This window comes from Hydrogenophaga sp. PAMC20947 (genome assembly GCF_004795855.1).
GTDB lineage: Bacteria > Pseudomonadota > Gammaproteobacteria > Burkholderiales > Burkholderiaceae_C > Hydrogenophaga.
In genome coordinates this window covers 1,464,764-1,485,464 of record NZ_CP039252.1, presented here as the reverse complement: position 1 = coordinate 1,485,464, position 20,701 = coordinate 1,464,764, and the positions used below count along the sequence as shown (strand labels likewise).

Sequence of the window (20,701 nt, the reverse complement as noted above, 5' to 3'; positions counted from 1 at the left end):
CATGCGTTGGCCCGCGTATCTCTGGGCGGGTTGGCTGGTGTTGTTGTTGCTGGTGGTGCTGGGATGGAGCACGGGGGTTGGCACGGTGTCTGGCGCCGACAAGGTGGTCCGTGCGGATCTGGTGGTGCTGCAAGGTAGCGACCCAGACGCACAGGCGTATGCGCAGGCCCAACCCGTGGACCTGCCTCACATCATGCAGGAGCCTCGGCGGGACTTTTCCGGGCGAGCCCGTTACACCATGGATTGGCCAGCCGCTGCGCTCAATGCCCCTGGGTCGTCCAAGCCGTTAGGGATCCTGCTGTCGCGGGCCGGGCCCAGGTTCCGGGTCTTGGTCAACGGCGTTGAGGTCGGCAATGAAGGCTGGTACCGAGGGGGCGGCTATTTTGATGCCGGCATCCAGTCGCATTTGGTGTTGGTTCCCGCGGCCTTGCTCAGCGACCGGGCGGGCGTCAACGTCGTTCAGGTCGACGTTCAGGGCCAGCGCTTGCGGATCAGCGGACTGGGCCCCGTCTGGATTGGCGACGCCGATGCACTGAGCGAGCGCGTGCGCTGGTTGACCTGGTGGCAGGTACACCTGACCTGGATGGTGATGGCGTCGGCTGGTCTGATGGGCTTGCTCACGCTGGTCATCTGGATCCAGACCGGTGAGCGGCTGTTTGGGCTGTTGGCCGGTGGCTTGCTGTTCCTGGCGATCCGTTTGACTTTGTCAGCGCCCGTGTTCCTACCCGGACCCTTTGCGGCCTGGGACTTCGTTCACAAGCTGAGTTTCGCCTGGTACTGCGGATTTCTCTACCTGTTCATGTCGGCCCTTTTTCACTTTCACCTGAGCATTGTTCGCAAAGTGGTGGAAGCGATGATGGTCGTTGCGCCGCTGTGGCTGCTGGTGCTGGCCTGGAGCGGCAACTACCAGCTGTACCGGGCCTGGAACGGCGTGATCCTGTTGGTTTGCCTGATGTCGCTGTCGATGGTGATCCACCGCGCCCGCTGGGGCTGGGATGTGAACCAGCGTTTGATGGTGGTGGTCGGACTGGCCACCATGGTGACCGGGTTGCGCGACTTCCTGGTGGTTCAGATGGGCTGGCCCGGGGATGCCGATCTTCGGTGGATGACGCCAGGCAGTTTTGTTCTGATGTTTGCGATGGGTGCCGTGCTGGTGCGGCGCACGGGTGCGCTGATGGGCGAGAGTGTGCGCTTGAATGCCGAGCTGTCCACGCGGGTCGAAGAACGGAGTCAGGAATTGCGCGTGGTGTTCGACCGGTTGCGCCAGGTTGAGGCCCGGCGCGTGCTTGACGAAGAGCGGCAGCGCCTGATGAGGGACATGCACGATGGTCTTGGCAGTCACCTGGTCCAGACACTCAACATGGTTCACCACAGCGGTGACGGCGTGTCATCGATTGCCGTGGCCAACATGCTCACGCACGCCCTCGACGAGCTTCGCTTGACCCTTTCTTCGCTCGAACCGATGGATGGCGACTTGGCCACTGCGCTGGGGGTGTTGCGAGCGCGTGTAGCACCCGCCCTGGAGGCCGCAGGCATTGAGTTGGTCTGGGCCGTCGCTGATGTGCCCAAAGTCCCAGCGCTGGAGGCGGGTTCGGTGATGCACCTGTTCCGGTGTCTACAGGAGGTGTTTGCGAACGTTGTGAAACATGCCCAGGCGAGCCGAGTGACAGTGCGGACCTGGGAGGAGGGTGGTCGGGTGAGGCTCAGTGTCGCTGACGACGGTGTGGGCATGGGGTTTCCCGACTCCGCGCCACCGGGGTGTGTTCCGAGTCAGGGCCGTGGCATGGGAAACCTGCAGGCCAGGGCGCAGGCCATCGGGGCTGATCTGCAGGTCACTTCCAGCAACCAGGGCACCGTGGTGAGCCTGGTGTTTGGCAAAAATACCAAGGCTTGACGGGTGATTTTGCACCCGGGTCGCGCCTTGGGGAACTCCGCACAAGGTTTTATGACCATACACACCAAGCCCTCCGTCCATCAGTAGTTACCCTCCATGGTGGTCGCACTTTGGGGTATACTCGACCAAAACAGTCGGGAAAGAATTGGCCGGGTATCGATCGCTATCTCGTGGTCGGATTGGGTGAATTCGTGGTCTGGGCATCATTGCTGTGATGTGCGGGCCCGTCCAAGGCTGTCAAGCCACAAAAAGGAGCTTGAGAATGCGTCTCACGACCAAAGGCCGCTTTGCGGTAACCGCCATGATCGACCTGGCTCTGCGCCAGAACAACGGTCCCGTCACGCTGGCGGCCATCAGCCAGCGCCAACAAATTTCGCTCTCCTACCTGGAGCAGTTGTTCGGCAAGTTGCGCCGGCACGAGCTGGTGGAGTCCACACGCGGGCCGGGTGGTGGTTATTCGCTCGGGCGAAAAGCGGCTGCAATCACCGTTGCCGACATCATCGTTTCGGTGGACGAGCCCATTGATGCCACCCAGTGTGGCGGCAAGGAAAACTGCTTGGGCGAAGGCAATCGCTGCATGACCCACGATTTGTGGGCGACGCTCAACACCAAAATGGTCGACTTCCTGGATTCGGTATCCCTGCAGTCGCTGGTCGATGAGCAGCTGGCCAAAGGCGTGGTGGTGGAGAACGCACCGATGATCAAGCGGGCCATTTCTTCTGCCCCTGTGGTCAAGCCTATCCGCGTCAATGCGCCGAACTCTGTGTTCGCCTTGGGTGGCGTGGCCTTTTCCAAATAGAACCCAACAGGAGACGCGGCGGGCTTCCAATGAAGCCGCCCGTCCGCGACGCGCGTCCAAGCGTTTTCACCTCAGGTGAACGCGACGCTTTCACTTCTACCAAGAACCGTCTGACATGAGCACACCCCACTTTCCCATCTACATGGACTACAGCGCCACCAACCCCTGCGATCCCAGGGTGGTCGATGCCATGATTCCCTGGTTGCGCGAACACTTTGGCAATCCAGCTTCGCGCAGCCACGCTTGGGGCTGGGAAGCTGAAAAGGCAGTGGAGAATGCACGCGAGCAGGTGGCTGCACTCATCGGCGCCGATCCACGTGAAATCGTTTGGACCAGTGGTGCGACCGAGTCCAATAACCTGGCCCTGAAGGGTGCGGCTCAGTTCTACAAATCCAAGGGCAAGCACATCATCACGGTGAAAACCGAGCACAAAGCGGTGCTCGACACTTGCCGTGAGCTGGAGCGCCAGGGATTTGAGGTCACCTACCTCGACGTGCAGGAAGACGGGCTGTTGAATCTGGACACGTTCAAGGCGGCCATCCGCCCCGATACCATTCTGGCATCGGTCATGTTCGTGAACAACGAAATCGGCGTGATCCAGGACATCGCGGCCATTGGCGCGATCTGCCGTGAGAAGGGTGTGATCTTCCACGTCGATGCGGCGCAGGCCACCGGTCGCGTGGATATCGATGTGCAGTCCCTGCCCGTTGATCTCATGAGTTTGACCGGTCACAAGACCTACGGCCCCAAGGGCATCGGCGCCCTGTTCGTGCGGCGCAAGCCTCGCGTGCGTATTGAAGCCCAAATGCATGGCGGCGGCCATGAACGGGGTATGCGTTCGGGTACTTTGCCCACCCACCAGTGTGTGGGTATGGGCGAGGCTTACCGCATCGCCAAAGAAGAGATGCACGCCGAAAACGTACGCATCCAGGCTTTGCATGACCGCATGCTGGCGGGCTTCAAGGACATTGAAGAAGTATTCGTCAATGGCCATGCCACCCAGCGCGTGCCGCACAACATCAACATCAGCTTCAACTACGTGGAAGGCGAGTCGCTGATCATGGGCATCAAGGGTTTGGCCGTTTCGAGTGGCTCGGCCTGCACTTCGGCCAGTCTGGAGCCGAGCTATGTCCTGCGTGCCCTGGGCCGCAGTGATGAGTTGGCACACAGCAGTTTGCGGATGACGATTGGCCGGTGGACCACCGAAGAAGAGATTGACTACGCGGTGTCGACCATCAAGGAAAACGTTGCCAAGCTGCGTGAGCTTTCTCCTTTGTGGGAAATGTTCAAAGACGGAATTGACCTGTCCACGATCCAGTGGGCAGCACACTGAAGGAAAAATCATGGCTTACTCAGAAAAAGTTGTAGATCACTACGAGAATCCCCGCAATGTGGGTTCGTTCGACAAGGGTGATGAATCGGTCGGCACAGGTATGGTGGGTGCACCCGCCTGCGGCGACGTGATGAAGTTGCAAATCAAGGTCAACCCGCAATCTGGTGTGATTGAAGACGCGCGATTCAAGACCTACGGATGCGGCTCGGCCATTGCGTCGAGCTCGCTGGTGACCGAGTGGGTCAAGGGCAAGACCCTGGACCAGGCTGCGGCCTTGAAAAACAGTGAAATCGCGGAAGAGCTGGCGTTGCCGCCGGTGAAAATCCACTGCTCGATCCTGGCGGAAGACGCCATCAAGGCTGCTGTGGACGACTACCGCAAGAAACACGCAGCATAAAGCTCCCCCTGCGCCGCCTGCGGCGCCATGGTTGAATGCGCCAGCCCGCATTGAGCAACGAAATAACGATATGTCCATTTCCATTTCTGAAGCCGCTGCGCGGCACGTGACCCGATACCTCACCAAGCGTGGCAAGGGCGTGGGTGTGCGGCTGGGCGTCAAGACGACGGGTTGCTCGGGCCTGGCCTACAAGCTGGAGTACGCCGACGAGATTGCACCTGAAGATGTGGTGTTTGAGGACAACGGCGTTAAGGTGCTGGTGGATCCAAAAAGCCTGGCCTACATCGATGGCACGCAACTGGATTTCGTCCGCGAAGGCCTGAACGAAGGTTTTCGCTTCATCAACCCCAATGAACGGGACCGTTGCGGTTGCGGCGAGAGTTTCCGGATTTGAACGGGGGTTTCGACGTGCCCGGTTGTTGCGCCGAGGGCGGTTCCGCTGTGCCGACGCTGTCTGCCACGGGCGCGGTTCAGTCCGTCTGACCATGAATCTTCTGTCGAACGATTTTGAGCTTTTCGGCTTGTCGCCGCAATTTGAGGTGGACAAGGTTGCGCTGGATGACCGTTGGAAAGTGCTTCAACGCGAGGCCCATCCCGATCGCCATGCGACCGCAGACGCAGCGACCCAGCGACGCGCCATGCAATGGTCTGTGCGCATAAACGAGGCGTATCAGCGCCTCAAAGACCCGATCAAACGCGCCAGCTATCTGTGTGAACTCCAGGGGGTGGCCATCGGCGCCGAGAACAACACGGCCATGCCAGCGGCGTTCCTGATGCAGCAAATGCAGTGGCGCGAAGACCTTGAAGAGGCCGAAAGCATCGCCGACCTTGAGCGCATGGCCGACGAAGTATCCGAGGCCCGTCGGTCCATGCTGGAGAGTTTGCGAACCACGGCCGATGATCGGGCGGACTTCACCGCCCTTGCGCAACAGGTCAGAGCCCTTATGTTTGTTGAGCGTTTTGTCCGCGACGTGGACCAGCGACTGGAACAACTGGGACAATAGGCCCCAAGCAAACCCACCACGAACCCCAATCCGCCTTTTGCGCTTCTCTGCAATGGCGGCTGGGTCTGAGACCCCATCAGGCCGACCCAGGACCCAAACCAACCCCCACATCTACCTATGGCGTTACTGCAAATCTCCGAACCCGGTCAATCCCTCGATCCTCATCAGCGTCGTGTGGCCGTGGGGATTGATTTGGGTACCACGCACTCGCTGGTCGCGGCCGTGCGTCATGGTGTGGCCGAATGTCTGCCGTCCGCTGATGGCCGGGTGCTCCTGCCGAGCGTGGTTCGGTACCTCGTCTCGTCCCAAGGCGGCTCTGGGCGACAGATCGGCTATGAGGCTCTGGCATCCCAGGTGCAAGATCCCGCGAACACAATCAGCTCGGTCAAGCGCCTCATGGGGCGCTCACTGGCGCAGGTCGTCGATGCCGGCAAGTTGTCTTACGAGGTTGTGGAAAGCCAAGGCATGGCGGTCGTCAAAACCATCGCTGGCAGCAAGACGCCCATGGAAGTGAGCGCCGAGATTCTGGCCACCTTGCGCTTCCGCGCTGAAGACAGTTTCGACGACGAGCTGTTTGGTGCCGTGATCACGGTGCCCGCCTATTTCGACGATGCGCAACGCCAGTCCACCAAAGACGCGGCCCAACTGGCCGGCATCAATGTTCTGCGCCTGATCAACGAGCCCACCGCCGCGGCAATAGCCTACGGCCTGGACAACGGCTCGGAAGGGATCTATGCGATTTACGACCTCGGTGGGGGCACGTTCGATATTTCCATTCTCCGGCTGACCAAAGGAGTCTTTGAGGTAATGGCCACCGGAGGTGATTCTGCGCTGGGTGGCGACGATTACGACCAGGCCCTCGCGGCCTGGGTGTTGGCCCAGCAGGGCCTGCCCAGCGAACACACGGCCAGTGAAAGGGCTGCCTTGCACGCGGAAGCGCGTCGCTGCAAAGAGGCGTTGTCCGCCAGCGATGGCGTGGTCGAGTTTGTGGTGTCACTGGGTGGGCAGTCGGTGCGACAGCCCATCAATCAGGTCGATTTTGAGGCCTGTACCGCTGCGCTGACAGCCCGCACGTTGATCGCGGTTCGCAAGGTGCTGCGAGATGCTGGCATCAGCAAAACCGAGGTGCAAGGGGTCGTCATGGTGGGTGGATCCACCCGCATGCCTGTGATCCGTCAGGCGGTCGGCGGTTATTTCAGCCAAGACCTGTTGACCAACCTCAACCCCGATGAAGTGGTCGCCCTTGGCGCAGCCATCCAGGCCAATGCCCTGGCTGGCAACAGCCGTGATGGCGAAGAGTTGCTGTTGCTGGATGTTATTCCGCTGTCGTTGGGTATCGAAACCATGGGGGGTCTGGTCGAGCGCATCGTGCCTCGCAACAGCGCCATTCCGACAGCGTTGGCCCAAGACTTCACAACCTACCAGGACGGGCAGACAGCGTTGGCGCTGCACGTGGTCCAGGGCGAGCGGGATCTCGTGGCCGATTGCCGCAGCCTTGCCCGTTTCGAATTGCGAGGCATTCCGCCCATGGCTGCTGGGGCTGCACGCATCCGCGTGACCTTCACGGTGGACGCAGACGGTGTGTTGTCGGTTTCCGCCAAGGAGCAGGGCAGCGGTGTAGAAGCTCGCGTGGACGTCAAGCCCGCCTATGGCCTGTCGGACGAGCAAATCGCCGCCATGTTGCAAGAGAGCTTTACCACGGCGCAGCAAGACATGGCCGCACGTGCGCTGGTCGAGTCCCGGGTGGACGCTGACCGCATGGTGGTCGCAACCCGCAGTGCCCTTCAAGCCGATGGTGCGCTCCTGGCGCCTGAGGAGTTGAGTGCCATCGAAATCCAGATAGCCCAAGTGCAGCTCAGTGCACAAGGGGACAGCGCTACCGACATCGAAGCGGCCACGGCAGCGCTGGGCAAGGGCACCGAAGCCTTTGCCGCCATGCGCATGAACCATGGCATCAAGAAAGCCCTGTCCGGAAAGAAGCTGGAAGAAGTCTGAGTCCGCGTTGCCCACACGGCCTGCCCAAGTCAAGGCCCACTATCTGTATCTCACATGCCCACGATCAAAATTCTCCCCCACCCCGAGTACTGTCCTCAAGGCAAAGAAGTCAACGCGCCGGCGGGCACCTCCATTTGTGAAGCTTTGCTCGATAACGATGTCGCGATCGAACACGCGTGTGACATGGTGTGCGCCTGCACCACCTGCCATGTGATCGTGCGGGAGGGGTTTGCCAGCCTGAATGAACTCGATGAAAACGAGGAAGACCTGCTCGACCGTGCTTGGGGCCTAGAGCCGCAGTCACGGCTGTCATGCCAGGCCATCCTGGCGCAGGAAAACGTGACGGTCGAAATTCCAAAATATTCGATCAATCACGCCAAGGAGCTTCACTGAGAGCGGTGGTTTGATTGCCCTCGGCTGCTCAGGGTCACCGTCAAATACCCCGCTAAACTCAGGCCATGCGCCAAATCGTTCTTGACACTGAAACCACCGGACTTTCGCCAGAAAACGGCGATCGCATCATTGAAATCGGATGCGTGGAGCTGCTGAATCGAAAGCTCACCGGCAACAACCTGCATTTTTACGTCAACCCTGAGCGCGACAGCCACGAAGACGCGCTCAAGGTGCACGGCATCAGCAACGAGTTCTTGCGCGAGAAGCCCAAGTTCGACGTGATCGCTCAGGAGTTGCTGGACTACCTTGACGGCGCAGAGCTGATCATCCACAACGCACCCTTTGACATGGGCTTCCTCAACAAGGAGTACAGCCTGATGGGTTGGCCGTCCCTGCGAAGCCGGCTCTCGGGCGTCATTGACAGCTTGGTCATGGCCAAGGAAATGTTTCCGGGCAAACGCAACGGCCTGGATGCCTTGTGCGATCGCCTTGAAGTTGACAATTCCGGTCGAACCCTGCACGGCGCCTTGCTGGATGCCGAGCTGCTCGCTGATGTCTACATCAACATGACGCGAGGCCAGGATGCCCTGCTCATCGAAGGCGAGGAGACAGCCGAAGAAGGTCAGGAACTGGTGGTGGTCGACCTTCGTCAATTCGAACTGCCCGTGCTGCGGGCCAACGAACAGGAAGTTCAGGCACACGAAAGCGGCTTGCAAGACCTGGACAAAGCTTCCAAAGGCAAGACCCTTTGGCGCTTGTCCCAACCGGCCTGAAGTGGATGGTGAAAAAGATCGAAGAAAATGCGTTTGAGTCTCAAAAATGAAAAATCCACGCTATAATTTGAGGCTTCCGAGAGATCGAAAAGATTAATCGGGCGGTTAGCTCAGTGGTAGAGCACTGCCTTCACACGGCAGGGGTCGCAGGTTCGAACCCTGCACCGCCCACCAAACACGAAACCCCGTAAGTCACCGACTTACGGGGTTTTTTGTTTTGCACATACCCTGCGGGTTGCCAGGCAGCCAATTGACGAGCGAGAGCGGGTGGGAGCAGTTCGGAGCCGGGCTTTGATCTGACGACGCTGTCAGCCGTGCCAGTGCGCCATGCACTGAGAGCCGTGCGCGAAGGCCCACATGTGGCCAAAAGAGAAGTGCATTTTGCACCTTCGATGTAACTAATCTGATACCTCCACACGACCGATTACAAGATTGGGTACCTATCCCCATGTGTGAAATCGCCCTGGAGCCGTAGCATGACCCCGTGCCAAGTGTTGCGGCAGAGGCGGTTGTTCGGTTTCTATTGTTCGCTTGTTGGCAGTGCCGTGGAGGCCTGCTGCACTGAGGTTTGAAACGCCAAGACTTTATTGAATATGCCTGCCATGGCTTTGATTAAGTTGATTGTTTGATTGCGGAGTGCGCAATCGTTATGTGGGGTAGTTTATGGGTGCAACATTGAAAACAGGTACTTATCAAGCGGCCAGCAGTCGCCTCGACACCCCATCTGTTCTCACCAGCTCTGGCTTTGCCAACATCGACGCCAAAGTGCGTCCCGCCCGGGCAAGTCGCGTGCCGACCGATTTTCTTGTGTACCTGACCCTTGTAATGTTGACCTGGGGAGCTTGGCGCGTGACGCAGCTGGAGCTGTTTACTGCCGGTGATGATGTCGGGTACTGGATTGGTGTCGTTGGCGGCGTCATGATGCTTCTGTTGTTCAGCTACCCATTGAGAAAGCGCTTTCGCTTTGCCCAAAACTGGGGCAAAGCGAAATGGTGGTTTCTGGCTCACATGCTGTTGGGCGTGGGTGGCCCTGTGCTGATTTTGGTGCACTCCACCTTTCAGCTTCGCTCTCTCAATGCAGCCGCTGCTTTTTACAGCATGGTGATTGTTGCCCTCAGTGGCGTCATTGGCCGATTCTTTTACAGCCGGGTCAACCGGGGTCTGCATGGTGAACAAAGTGACCTGCAAGCATTGCGGGAGAAATCCGGGCTGGATCAAAAAGAGGCTTACTCGCGTTTGCAATTCGCTCCAGAGGTGGAGCGCCGCCTTGTCGCGTTTGGCCAGAATGAAGTCAGTGCCAGGCCCGGGTTTGTGGCATGTGTTCGCCGTGTTTTCTGGCTTCCTGTCAGGCAGTGGTGGACCTACAGGCAGTGCGTTCGTGAGTTACAGGCTCCTTTGGCTTTGCTGGCAAAGCAGGGTGGATGGGATGGCGAAAACCATGAAAAGCGCCAACGCCAGGCAAGAAAGCTTGTGCGCAGGTATCTCAATGCGGTGGTGCGTGTCGCGCAATTCACGGCGTACGAGCGGCTGTTTTCGTTGTGGCACGTGGCCCACATTCCGTTTGTCTACCTGCTGGTCTTGAGTTCGATCGTGCATGTGGTGGCGGTTCACGCTTACTGAGCAGAGGCAAGGTTTGCGACCATGGCTGCACTCTTCGAACATCCTCGTTGCGTTGCAGAGGCTGGGTCTGTGCATCTTGGTCGCCTTCGGTCTCTCACAAACGCCGACAGCTGCAGCCCAATCGATCGAATCCATCTTGGCGCCCGGGAAAGTGATTCAGGGTCATGCCAAATACGAGGAAGATTGCGCTCAGTGCCACGTGAAGTTCGACCGGGCTGCTCAAAACGGCCTTTGCATGTCATGCCACAAAGACGTAGGTGCTGACGTGAGAGCGCGCAAAGGTTTTCATGGGCGATCCAAGCCGCAAGCTTGCAACACCTGCCATACCGACCACAAGGGGCGAAATGCCCAAATTGTCGAGCTCGACAAAAGAACTTTTGACCACGCCATCACCGACTACCGCTTGCTCGGCAAGCATGAAAAAGTGGACTGCGTGAAGTGCCATCAAGCGGGCAAAAAATACAGTGAGGCGCCACTGGACTGCAACAGCTGTCACAAGAAGGACGATGTGCACAAGGGCGGCCTTGGCGTCAAGTGTGCCGATTGCCATTCGGAGGCGAGCTGGAAGGAGACCCAGTTTGATCACGACAAGAAAACACGTTTTTCGTTGACGGGAAAGCATGCCGATATCAAGTGCGCCGATTGCCACAAAAACAATGATTACAAGGAAACGGTTCGCACTTGCATCGGGTGCCACAAAAAGGACGATGACAGTCGCCAAGGCCATCGAGGACAGTACGGTGAAAAATGCGATGCGTGCCACAGCACCAAGGCTTGGAAGCCGGCCAACTTCAACCACGACACCGACACCAAATACCTTTTGCGTGGCAAGCATCGGTCGACAGAATGCAGCAGTTGCCATTCCGGCAACCTTTACAAGGTCAAGCTGAGTCAGGACTGCTACGCCTGCCACAAGGGCGACGACAAGCACAAGGACACGTTGGGCAAGGATTGTGGGAGCTGCCATACCGAGCGCAGTTGGAAAGAGCCACCCAAGTTCGATCACGCCAAAACCAGCTTCCCACTGGCAGGAAAACACGTGCAGATCGAGTGCAAAGAATGCCACGACAGCGCGGTGTTCAAAGATGCGCCCACAGCGTGCTTTGCTTGCCACAAGAAGGACGACAAACACGAAACCACGCTGGGCGAAAAGTGTGGGGACTGTCACAGCGAACGCGACTGGAAGACCACCAAAGGCCGCTTTGACCACGATCGAACGAAATTCCCGTTGCGAAACGCACACGCTGAGCGTGTCGTGAAATGTGACTCTTGCCACAAAAATCTGAAGAGTTTTCGAAAAACGCCACTGGATTGCTACAGCTGCCATACCAAAGACGACAAGCACGAAGGTCAGCTTGGGAAGTCCTGCGAAACCTGCCACAGCGATCGCGACTGGAAGGGCACACGCTTTGACCACGCCAAGACCACATTTCCGTTGACGGGCAAACACGTACCGGTCAAGTGCGAGAAGTGCCACGAAAGCAATCGGTACAAAGATGCATCAAGCGATTGCTACGCCTGCCACAAAGTGGAAGACAAGCACAAATCCAAGTTCGGAGAAAAGTGCGAGACCTGTCATAACACCCGCGCCTGGGCGATCTGGGATTTCAACCACGACAAACGCACCCAATATTTGTTGAGTGGTTCACATATCAACGTGGCGTGTGAAAGTTGCCATTCCCAGCCCGCTCCAAAGGGCAAGGGCTTCGCTTCGGTGGGCAACAACTGTGTGAGTTGCCACCGCAAGGACGATGTTCACGATGCGCAGTTTGGTGTGCGATGTGAGACGTGTCATTCCACGAAAAAGTGGAGCGACGTACTGAATCGGTTCAGTTTGAATGAAGGTGCAGACGAACGTGACTTGGTGGCTGAGCGAATGCCAGTTCTTGGATTTGCCAGCCATTTTTGGCGTAGGAGTTCACCGCCTGGTGCAAGTGCCAGGCTGAAGGAGCGCACATGAAAACCGACGACGTCCTACAGTGGCCCGCTGCGGCCGGTGTCGTCCGATGGATGATGGCACTGCTGCTGGTGTTCGCAAGCGGCGCGGTGATGGCGCAGGCGGCCGGTCGAACTTCGTTTGATCACACGAAAACGGGTTTTGCGCTGAGCGGGGTGCACAGCACCACTCGCTGCGAGTCTTGCCACATCAAGGGCGTGTTCAAGGGGACGCCAAAAGAATGCGCCAGTTGCCACCTCAGCGGGGCTCGTTTGGCCAAGAACAATACCGTCATGCCACAACAACACGTTGTGACCACGGCGGCGTGTGATACATGCCACACCACGCAGACCTTTGCGGGGGTGAAGTTCTCACATGCCAGTGTGGCCGCCGGGCGTTGCACCACCTGCCACAACGGATCGAATGCCCCAGGAAAATCGCAGGGCCATATTCCCACCAAGGCATCATGCGACAGCTGTCACCGCACAGCAGTCTGGACCCCCGCGAGCAAATTCGATCACGCTGGCGTATTGCCGGGCACCTGTGAAACTTGCCACGACGGCTCCAAGGCCACTGGCAAATCCGCAACGCACCTTCCCGTACCGTCCAACCTGTCTTGCAGCAATTGCCACAGCACAACGCAATGGGCAAATGCCAAGGTAGATCATGGAGGGTTCACTCAGGCAACCAATTGCGCCAGTTGCCACAATGGCACCCTCGCGACGGGCAAGTCGAGCGGTCACATCGCGACGCAGGCCAATTGCGCGACTTGCCACAGCACGTCCAAGTGGAGTGGCGCGCGGGTGGACCATAGCGCGTTCAGCAGCAGCACCAATTGCGCCAGTTGCCATAACGGAACCAAGGCCAAGGGGAAACCCGGAAACCACACGCCGACCACGGCAAATTGCGCCACCTGTCACAACACCGCCACGTGGTCGGGCGCCAAGGTCGACCACAGCGGATTTTCGGCTGCAACCAACTGCGCCAGTTGTCACAATGGGCAGCAAGCCAAAGGCAAGTCAGCGAACCACGTAACCACCTCTGCGAATTGCGTCAGCTGTCATAGCACAAACGCATGGGCTGGCGCCAAGGTGAACCACAGTGGGTTCAATGCTTCAACCAATTGCGCAAGTTGCCACAACGGCACCATGGCCACTGGCAAGACCGCTAACCATGTGCAAACCACAGCCAATTGCGTGACTTGTCACAGCACCGCTCGTTGGACCGGCGCGGTTGTCGATCACAAAGCCTTTAACAGCAGCACCAATTGCTCGACCTGCCACAACGGCACCCGTGCGAAGGGCAAGCCCAGCGGTCATATATCAACAACAGCGAACTGCGTGACTTGCCACAGCACGACCACATGGGCGGGTGCCAAGGTGGACCACAGCGGTTTCAATGCGGCCACCAACTGCGCCAGTTGCCATAACGGCGCGCAAGCCAGCGGCAAACCGTCCAATCACCTGCCGACAACGGCCAGCTGTGGAGCATGCCACAGCACGGCTCGATGGACCGGCGCCAAGGTCAACCACAGCGCCTTCAATGCGGCCACAAATTGCACCAGCTGCCACAACGGAACGTTTGCAACGGGCAAATCGAACACCCACATTGCCACGACCGGCAATTGCGGTACGTGTCATTCGACCACCGGTTGGACGGGGGCCAAGGTAGACCACAGCGGGTTCAATGCTTCGACCAACTGCGCCAGTTGCCACAATGGAACTCAAGCCACGGGCAAACCAGGTGGGCATATCGCCACGACTGCGAATTGCGCAACGTGCCACACCACTGTCAACTGGACGGGTGCCAAAGTGGACCACAGTGGTTTCACCGCTGCCACCACCTGCACGACCTGCCACAACGGGACGACCGCCACGGGCAAGCCCACGGTGCATGTGCCCACGACGGCCAATTGCGTAACCTGCCACACCACGACCCGCTGGACGGGGGCGAAGGTGAATCACGGCACGTTCACGGCTGCCACGAATTGCTCCAGCTGCCACAACGGCACGTTGGCCACCGGCAAGCCGAGCGGTCACATCGCCACAACAGCGAACTGCGGCACCTGCCACAGCACCAATGTTTGGGCGGGTGCCAAAGTGGATCACAGTGGTTTCACCGCTGCCACCACCTGCACGACCTGCCACAACGGGACGACCGCCACGGGCAAACCCACGGTGCACGTGCCCACGACGGCCAATTGCGTGACCTGCCACACCACGACCCGCTGGACGGGGGCGAAGGTGAATCACGGCACGTTCACGGCTGCCACGAATTGCTCCAGCTGCCACAACGGCACGTTGGCCACCGGCAAGCCGAGCGGTCACATTGCCACAGCAGCGAACTGCGGCACCTGCCACAGCACCAACGTTTGGGCGGGTGCCAAAGTGGACCACAGTGGTTTCACCGCTGCCACCACCTGCACGACCTGCCACAACGGGACGACCGCCACGGGCAAGCCCACGGTGCACGTGCCCACGACGGCCAATTGCGTGACCTGCCACACCACGACCCGCTGGACGGGGGCGAAGGTGGATCACGGCACGTTCACGGCTGCCACGAACTGTTCCAGCTGCCACAACGGCACGTTGGCCACCGGCAAGCCGAGTGGCCACGTGCTCACAACAGCCCAGTGTGGTACCTGCCACAGAACCAACGTGTGGACGGGTGCCAAGGTGGATCACAGCACCTTCACCGTAGCGACCAATTGCACGACCTGTCACAACGGGACGACCGCCACGGGCAAGCCCACGGTGCACGTGCCCACGACGGCCAATTGCGTAACCTGCCACACCACGACCCGCTGGACGGGTGCCAAGGTGGATCACGGAACGTTCACGGCTGCCACGAACTGTTCCAGTTGCCACAACGGCACATTGGCCACCGGCAAGCCGGGTGGCCACGTGCTCACAACAGCCCAGTGTGGTACCTGCCACAGGACCAACGTGTGGACGGGTGCCAAGGTGGATCACAGCACCTTCACCGTAGCGACCAATTGCACGACCTGCCACAACGGGACGACCGCCACGGGCAAGCCCACGGTGCACGTGCCCACGACAGCCAATTGCGTGACCTGCCACACCACGACCCGCTGGACGGGTGCCAAGGTGGATCACGGCACGTTCACGGCTGCCACGAATTGCTCCAGTTGCCACAACGGTACGTTGGCCACCGGCAAGCCGTCCGGCCACATTGCCACAACTGCGCAATGCGGCACCTGCCACCGCACAACGCTATGGACGGGGGCCAAAATCGACCACACCACATTCACCGCTGCCACCAACTGTGCCACTTGCCACAATGGTTCCCAGGCGACTGGAAAGCCAGCAAATCACATACCGACGACGGCCAATTGCATCAGTTGCCATGGCACCACGAGCTTCACATCGGGCGCCAAGATGAATCACACGGTTGTGACCGCGACGAGCTGCAAGTCGTGCCACAACGGAAGCTTCACCAGCCAGGGTCCGACCGGCGCACTGGCCAAGCCGACCAACCATATTCCCGAAACCCAGTTGCTCAATGGCGCTGCGATGGATTGCAGTGCCTGCCACACCAGTACCACCAGCTGGGCGACCATGAGGATGGAGCACAACAACAGCATGGGTGGGGGGGCCGGTTGGTGCAAGTCGTGCCACGCCACGGGAACCAACTACCTGGGCAACATGGAAAAGATGGCCCTTACGCACAGGAGCAGGGCGACGACCGCTACCGATTGTTCTGCGTCAGGTTGCCACCGGCCGCTGGGCAGTATCGGTTCGAGCTATCGGAAGTGGAATTGAGCTCTGAGGGCTGTGTGCCGGGGCGGCTATACAGGTCCGTAGGGTCCGTTATTTTCATCCGATTTAGATAAACAAAAACTGTTGAATTCAATGAAAACTGCCTTGCGAACCTTGATGCTCCCTGTGGCCATTGCTTCTCTCTCGTCGGTGGCGATGGCCCAAGTCATAGACGACCTGGAAATTCGCCGCGACGGGGACGATGGTGTGGCCAACATCCAGTTTGTGACGCGTGTTCAATACGACAGTGTTGTCATATCGCCGGCCCGTGATCTGGTGCAGATTTTTTACTCCGTGTTGCCCACAAAGAAATCGATTAGTTTGCTGGGTGGGCAGCGCCGATTCAAGGGCAGCGATGGAATTCCAGAAGTTACCGTCACCGATGAGCCGGTCGATCGGCAAGGTCTCAAGCGCAAACTGATCGTGCGGTTCGCCAAGCCAGTGCCGGTGAGGGTTCGTGCAGGCAAGGGCAATCAGAGCATTGAGGTGGTGATGAAGGGGCTTGGCGACCAGGTGGACCTGGCAAGACCGTCCAGAGCATCACCCGATTTGAGTTTGGTACCGAAAAACTTTTTGGTGACCTTGCAGACGTCGACGAAATCGGGCTTTTTCCTGAATGGGTCGGTACCCGCCAGCTTGCAGGCCTACCAGACTTTTACCGGGCGCCGAATAGTGGACGGCAATGCGCTATACGACATCAATCTGGGCTATTTCGGCACCCGCGCTGAAGCAGAAGCCGCCCTCAAACTTCTGAAGCCCCGTTTCCCGCAGGCTTCGGTGGTCGCTTTGAAAGTGACTTCGGATGCGGGCACTGCAGTGGCTGGCTCACAGTTGGGCCCTGGCAATGCGCCCGCCGAAATTGAAGCCAAGGCCCTTGAGTTGATGGTTGCAGCCCAGACCGCAATCGACAAGGGCGATTTCGCTGGCGCTGTGGAGCCGCTTGGGAACTTGCTGAATCTGCCACCGAACACCTCTTCCAGAAAGGCGCAGGAACTGATAGGAACAGCTCGCCTCAAGAGTGGCGATACCGAGCGGGCACGGGCCGAGTTTGAGGCCTACCTGGATGTGTATCCCGTTGGAACCGACAGTGATCGGGTGCGCGCCATCGTGGCAGACCTGCCCGCAAAATCTGAGCCCTTGGCCGCGATTGCGCCTGAACCCGAGTCGAACTGGAGTGGCGGGGTTTCTACTTACTACTTTGGCGGCAAGTCGAAAGAACGCAATCAGGAATTTCAAGACTCACCCATCAGCGGCTTGCCTGAGTTGTTGAGCGAAGAGACCATTTCCGACACCGAGCAAGGGCAGGTTCAAAGCAACATCGACTTGAACTGGCGCAAACGAGACGATGAAGCGGACACACGTTTTGTGCTGCGCGAGGCTTACACGACAAACCTCGAAGCCGGCAAGGCCGACAGGAACCGGTTGACGGCCTTGTATGTTGACCGGAAATCGTTCACCAATGGAACGAGTTTTCGCGCGGGGCGGCAATCACCGACGGGCGGCGGCGTGCTGTACCGGTTCGATGGTCTGCAGGCTGGTTACTATCTGAAACCCAAGTGGAAGATCAATGCCGTGGCGGGTGTGCCGAGCGACAAATTGCTCGACACGCAGCGCCGACTGTATGGTTTTTGGCTTGACGCCGAAGCGCTGACCGATGAGATCAGCGGCAGCCTCTATTTCAACCAGCAAAAGATTGACGGCGCACTGGATCGCCGTGCGGTGGGTACCGAACTCCGCTACTTCAGTGGCGGTGTTTCTGTGAATTCCCAGTTCGACTATGACCAGGCGTTCAAGGGGATCAATATTGCATCGGTGCAAGGGACATGGCAGTTTCCCGACAACTCGGTGATCAATTTCCTCTACGACCGTCGGGCCACGTCCTTGTTGTCGCTTGGCAATATTCTGTTTTTTCAGGATCCGTTCATTGAAACCCAAGCTCGAACGGTTCAGGAACTGCTGCGCAATGCATCGTTAACGGAACTTCAAGACCGGGTCAAGGCTGTCACGCCTTACCAGACCCAAATGCTGATTGGAGGAACCACACCCATCAATGATCAATGGCAAGTCGGAGCGGACCTCAACTTGACCAACGTGGAGGCTGTGCCCGCGCTGCCCAGTATCAATTTCGAGGGCTTTCCCAGCACCGGAAACTTGTGGAGTGTGAGCACCCAGTTGATCGGGTCAAACCTCTATTCCAAGCGGGATACGCATGTTTTAGGGGCCACCTATTTGACAGGTCCCACTTACCACGGCTTTCAACTGTCCTACAACAACATGAGCACCGTCGGTGAAGGATGGCGCGTTGAGCCGTCACTTCGCTACTACCGCCAAAGCGACACCTTCGGGAACAACTTGATCCGCTGGACGCCAGGATTGCGTGTTTCCTATCGGTTCGAGAATTCGATCTCCCTTGAATCTGAACTGACTTATGAACGGTCGAAACGCACTGGTGTGAGCTCCAACGTCGATACTGATCGGGTTTCCTACTTCTTTGGTGCACGATACGACTTCTAACCTGCTCCCCGCGCCGTTTGTTTCGGCCACAGGATTGGCCTGCCGGCGAGGCCATCAATGGTTGTTTCGCGCGCTTTCGTTCGCTGTTTTTCCTGGCCAGATGATGTGGCTTCGAGGCGCGAACGGAAGTGGAAAGACCACCTTGTTGAGAGTTGTGGTGGGGCTTTCCCAGCCAGACGAGGGCACGCTCTCAAGGGACATGCCTGATGGGTTGGGCGGCAGCCGCCAGGGGCGAACGGTTTACGTCGGGCACCTCAACGCCATGAAGGATGACCTGACCGTGTGCGAGTCGCTTCAGTTCATGGCAGGCCTGCATGGGCAAGACAGCCGACGTGAAGCTGCGCTTGCAGCGCTGCAAACTTTGGGTATGCACCATCGCCGCAACGCGGCCGTTCGCACCCTGTCGCAGGGGCAACGCAGGCGGGCAGCCCTCGCGCGTCTTGCCCTGGAAAAGACGGCATCACTGTGGGTACTTGACGAGCCGTTTGATGCGTTGGATGCTCAAGGCATTGAGACGATCAACGGCTTGATGCAGGCACACCTGGACCGGGGGGGCAGTGTGCTGTTGACCTCTCATCTGGAGCTGGAAGCGGCCGGGCCAGAGGCTCACGAGCTCACCCTGCAACAAGGTCCCGCTGCATGAATTCTGGTATCGGGGTGCTTTGGGCGGTGGCCTTGCGCGATTTGCGTCTGGCGGGGCGCCGCCGAGTTGAAACTGCTTTGCCCGTGGTGTTTTTTGTTGTGGCAGCGAGTTTGTTTCCTTTGGGGGTCGGGCCAGAGCCGCAAACATTGCGTCAAATTGCTTCGGGCGTGGTGTGGGTCAGCGCCTTGCTTTCTGCCATGATGTCTTTGAATACTTTGTTCGCGGGTGACCATGCCGATGGCTCGCTGGAGCAGATGTTGTTGTCCAGTGAGTCCATGGTTCTGATCGCAGCGGGCAAGTCGTTGGCGCATTGGTTGTTGACGGGCATGCCCTTAATCCTGGCTTCACCTTTGATTGGTATGTTCTTCGGGATGGAGCCAAGGTCCATTGGCATTCTGGTGTTGTCCCTTTTGTTGGGTACGCCGGTGCTGAGTCTCCTGGGCAGTGTGGGCGCAGCTTTGACGCTGGGATTGCGCAGCGGGGGGGTGCTTTTGTTGTTGCTGGTGTTGCCGCTGTGCATCCCGGTCCTGATTTTCGGTGCGGGTGCCGTGTCAGCGGTGGATGTTGGCCTGTCGGCCCAGGGGCATCTGTCGTTGTTGGCGGCTTTGTTGCTTGTCGCCGCCCTGGGGGCGCCGCTTGCCACGGCGGCCGCCTTGCGAATTTCGGTAAGTTGATATTTGACCGGAGAAATATTCACCTTGACCAACCCGATGCGATTCTTTACCTATGCGGCTCCCTCGCGCTTTTACTCTTTGTCAGGGGTCTTGATTCCCTGGCTCTGGGTTTTGGCTGTCGGCTTGGCGATCGCCGGACTTTACGTGGGCTTTTTCGTTGCGCCCAGCGACGCGACCCAAGGTGAGGCCTATCGAATTATTTTCATTCATGTGCCAGCGGCCTGGATGTCCATGGTGCTGTACCTCGTGATGGCTGGCTGGGCGGTGGTTGGCTGGGCGTTCAAAGCCCGCCTGGCCTCCATGGTGGCCCGCGCTATCGCCCCGACGGGAGCGATGTTCACGTTTCTGGCGCTGTGGACGGGTGCGTTCTGGGGCAAGCCAACCTGGGGGGCTTGGTGGGTGTGGGATGCGCGGTTGACCTCGGAACTCATCCTACTGTTTTTGTATCTGGGTTATATCGCTCTGGTGGAGGCGATCGATGACCACAAGCGTGCTGACAGCGCAGGAGCCTTGCTGGCATTGGTTGGTGCGCTCAACGTTCCCATCATTTACTTTTCTGTGAAATGGTGGAACACCCTGCACCAGGGCGCGACGATCAGCATGAGCGCCGCTCCCAAGATGGCGAGCACCATGCTGACGTCCATGTTGATCATGACGCTGGCGTTTTGGGCTTATGCGTTTGCGGTGGTTTTCATGCGCACACGTGCCATTGTGCTGGAGCGCGAAACGCATGCCGATTGGGTGGCGGAATTGCGTCGCGGCGAACGGGGAGCAGGCCCATGAACTGGTCCGGCGCAAGTGAGTTTTTCGCCATGGGTGGATACGGACTTTACGTTTGGGGGTCCTATGGCATCGCAGCTTTGGTTATGTTGGTGGAGCCCTTGCTGGTCGCCAAGCGCCACAGGCGCGCCCAGCTGGGGGCTATGGACGACGATGATCTGGAGTAA

Annotated in this window: 19 protein-coding genes, 1 tRNA gene and 1 pseudogene; 19 read left to right on the top strand and 2 right to left on the bottom strand. The window is 58.8% G+C overall.

All coding sequences use genetic code 11. The features are described from left to right. Position 1 precedes the first annotated feature (1 nt). The 12 genes and pseudogenes from E5678_RS06590 to E5678_RS22905 all read left to right on the top strand — a co-directional run. Positions 2-1,894: an ATP-binding protein gene (locus E5678_RS06590; RefSeq protein WP_168708506.1), complete on the top strand. Its 1,893-nt coding sequence runs from the start codon at positions 2-4 to the stop codon at positions 1,892-1,894. Between the two features lie 262 nt (positions 1,895-2,156). Further along, positions 2,157-2,693: a Fe-S cluster assembly transcriptional regulator IscR gene (iscR, locus tag E5678_RS06585; protein ID WP_136177779.1), complete on the top strand. Its 537-nt coding sequence runs from the start codon at positions 2,157-2,159 to the stop codon at positions 2,691-2,693. A gap of 115 nt (positions 2,694-2,808) precedes the next feature. Further along, a complete protein-coding gene (locus E5678_RS06580) occupies positions 2,809-4,026 on the top strand; it encodes an IscS subfamily cysteine desulfurase (protein WP_136177778.1) in 1,218 nt (405 codons plus the stop codon). 10 nt (positions 4,027-4,036) lie between these two features. Then, positions 4,037-4,423, top strand: a complete 387-nt coding sequence (iscU, locus tag E5678_RS06575) for a Fe-S cluster assembly scaffold IscU (RefSeq protein ID WP_136177777.1) — start codon at positions 4,037-4,039, stop codon at positions 4,421-4,423. Positions 4,424-4,493: 70 nt separating this feature from the next. Further along, a complete protein-coding gene (gene iscA / locus E5678_RS06570) occupies positions 4,494-4,817 on the top strand; it encodes an iron-sulfur cluster assembly protein IscA (protein ID WP_136177776.1) in 324 nt (107 codons plus the stop codon). Positions 4,818-4,908: 91 nt separating this feature from the next. Continuing rightward, positions 4,909-5,427: a Fe-S protein assembly co-chaperone HscB gene (gene hscB / locus E5678_RS06565; protein ID WP_136177775.1), complete on the top strand. Its 519-nt coding sequence runs from the start codon at positions 4,909-4,911 to the stop codon at positions 5,425-5,427. 117 nt (positions 5,428-5,544) lie between these two features. Further along, positions 5,545-7,422, top strand: a complete 1,878-nt coding sequence (hscA, locus tag E5678_RS06560; RefSeq protein WP_136177774.1) for a Fe-S protein assembly chaperone HscA — start codon at positions 5,545-5,547, stop codon at positions 7,420-7,422. A gap of 54 nt (positions 7,423-7,476) precedes the next feature. Next, positions 7,477-7,815, top strand: coding sequence for an ISC system 2Fe-2S type ferredoxin (fdx, locus tag E5678_RS06555; protein ID WP_136177773.1), 339 nt, complete (start codon positions 7,477-7,479; stop codon positions 7,813-7,815). 65 nt (positions 7,816-7,880) lie between these two features. Then, positions 7,881-8,588: a DNA polymerase III subunit epsilon gene (dnaQ, locus tag E5678_RS06550; RefSeq protein WP_136177772.1), complete on the top strand. Its 708-nt coding sequence runs from the start codon at positions 7,881-7,883 to the stop codon at positions 8,586-8,588. A gap of 99 nt (positions 8,589-8,687) precedes the next feature. Next, a tRNA-Val gene (locus E5678_RS06545) sits at positions 8,688-8,762 on the top strand. Positions 8,763-9,251: 489 nt separating this feature from the next. Next, a complete protein-coding gene (locus tag E5678_RS06540) occupies positions 9,252-10,208 on the top strand; it encodes an SLC45 family MFS transporter (protein WP_136177771.1) in 957 nt (318 codons plus the stop codon). Next, positions 10,183-10,500, top strand: a pseudogene (locus E5678_RS22905) (hypothetical protein); the annotation flags it as partial. The gene E5678_RS06540 and the pseudogene E5678_RS22905, both read left to right, overlap by 26 nt. Here E5678_RS22905 and E5678_RS22605 read toward each other — a convergent pair. Further along, positions 10,447-11,685 carry a hypothetical protein gene (locus E5678_RS22605; protein WP_247596936.1) on the bottom strand — a complete coding sequence of 413 codons (1,239 nt, stop codon included), beginning with the start codon at positions 11,683-11,685 and terminating at the stop codon, positions 10,447-10,449. The pseudogene E5678_RS22905 and the gene E5678_RS22605 overlap by 54 nt on opposite strands. 51 nt (positions 11,686-11,736) lie before the next feature. Here E5678_RS22605 and E5678_RS22600 point away from each other — a divergent pair, with 51 nt between their 5' ends. Next, the gene (locus E5678_RS22600; RefSeq protein ID WP_247596935.1) at positions 11,737-12,168 is read left to right on the top strand and encodes a cytochrome c3 family protein; all 432 of its coding nucleotides are present in this window, start codon (positions 11,737-11,739) and stop codon (positions 12,166-12,168) included. 715 nt (positions 12,169-12,883) lie between these two features. Here E5678_RS22600 and E5678_RS22255 read toward each other — a convergent pair. Further along, positions 12,884-13,057, bottom strand: a complete 174-nt coding sequence (locus E5678_RS22255) for a hypothetical protein (protein WP_168708444.1) — start codon at positions 13,055-13,057, stop codon at positions 12,884-12,886. A 235-nt stretch (positions 13,058-13,292) separates the two neighbouring features. On the opposite strand from E5678_RS22255, the gene E5678_RS22250 reads away from it, so the two are divergent. The 6 genes from E5678_RS22250 (at position 13,293) to ccmD (ending at position 20,701) form a co-directional block, all read left to right on the top strand. Next, a complete protein-coding gene (locus E5678_RS22250; protein WP_210731999.1) occupies positions 13,293-15,926 on the top strand; it encodes a cytochrome c3 family protein in 2,634 nt (877 codons plus the stop codon). A gap of 90 nt (positions 15,927-16,016) precedes the next feature. Then, a complete protein-coding gene (locus E5678_RS06525; RefSeq protein ID WP_136177768.1) occupies positions 16,017-18,437 on the top strand; it encodes a hypothetical protein in 2,421 nt (806 codons plus the stop codon). Next, complete coding sequence (gene ccmA / locus E5678_RS06520; protein ID WP_136177767.1) at positions 18,418-19,080, top strand: cytochrome c biogenesis heme-transporting ATPase CcmA; 663 nt, start codon at positions 18,418-18,420, stop codon at positions 19,078-19,080. The genes E5678_RS06525 and ccmA overlap by 20 nt, the downstream gene beginning before the upstream one ends. Next, positions 19,077-19,754, top strand: coding sequence for a heme exporter protein CcmB (ccmB, locus tag E5678_RS06515; RefSeq protein ID WP_136177766.1), 678 nt, complete (start codon positions 19,077-19,079; stop codon positions 19,752-19,754). Before ccmA ends, ccmB begins: the two co-directional genes overlap by 4 nt. Positions 19,755-19,778: 24 nt before the next feature. Further along, positions 19,779-20,537 carry a heme ABC transporter permease CcmC gene (ccmC, locus tag E5678_RS06510; protein WP_247596934.1) on the top strand — a complete coding sequence of 253 codons (759 nt, stop codon included), beginning with the start codon at positions 19,779-19,781 and terminating at the stop codon, positions 20,535-20,537. Then, a complete protein-coding gene (ccmD, locus tag E5678_RS06505; RefSeq protein WP_136177765.1) occupies positions 20,534-20,701 on the top strand; it encodes a heme exporter protein CcmD in 168 nt (55 codons plus the stop codon). Before ccmC ends, ccmD begins: the two co-directional genes overlap by 4 nt.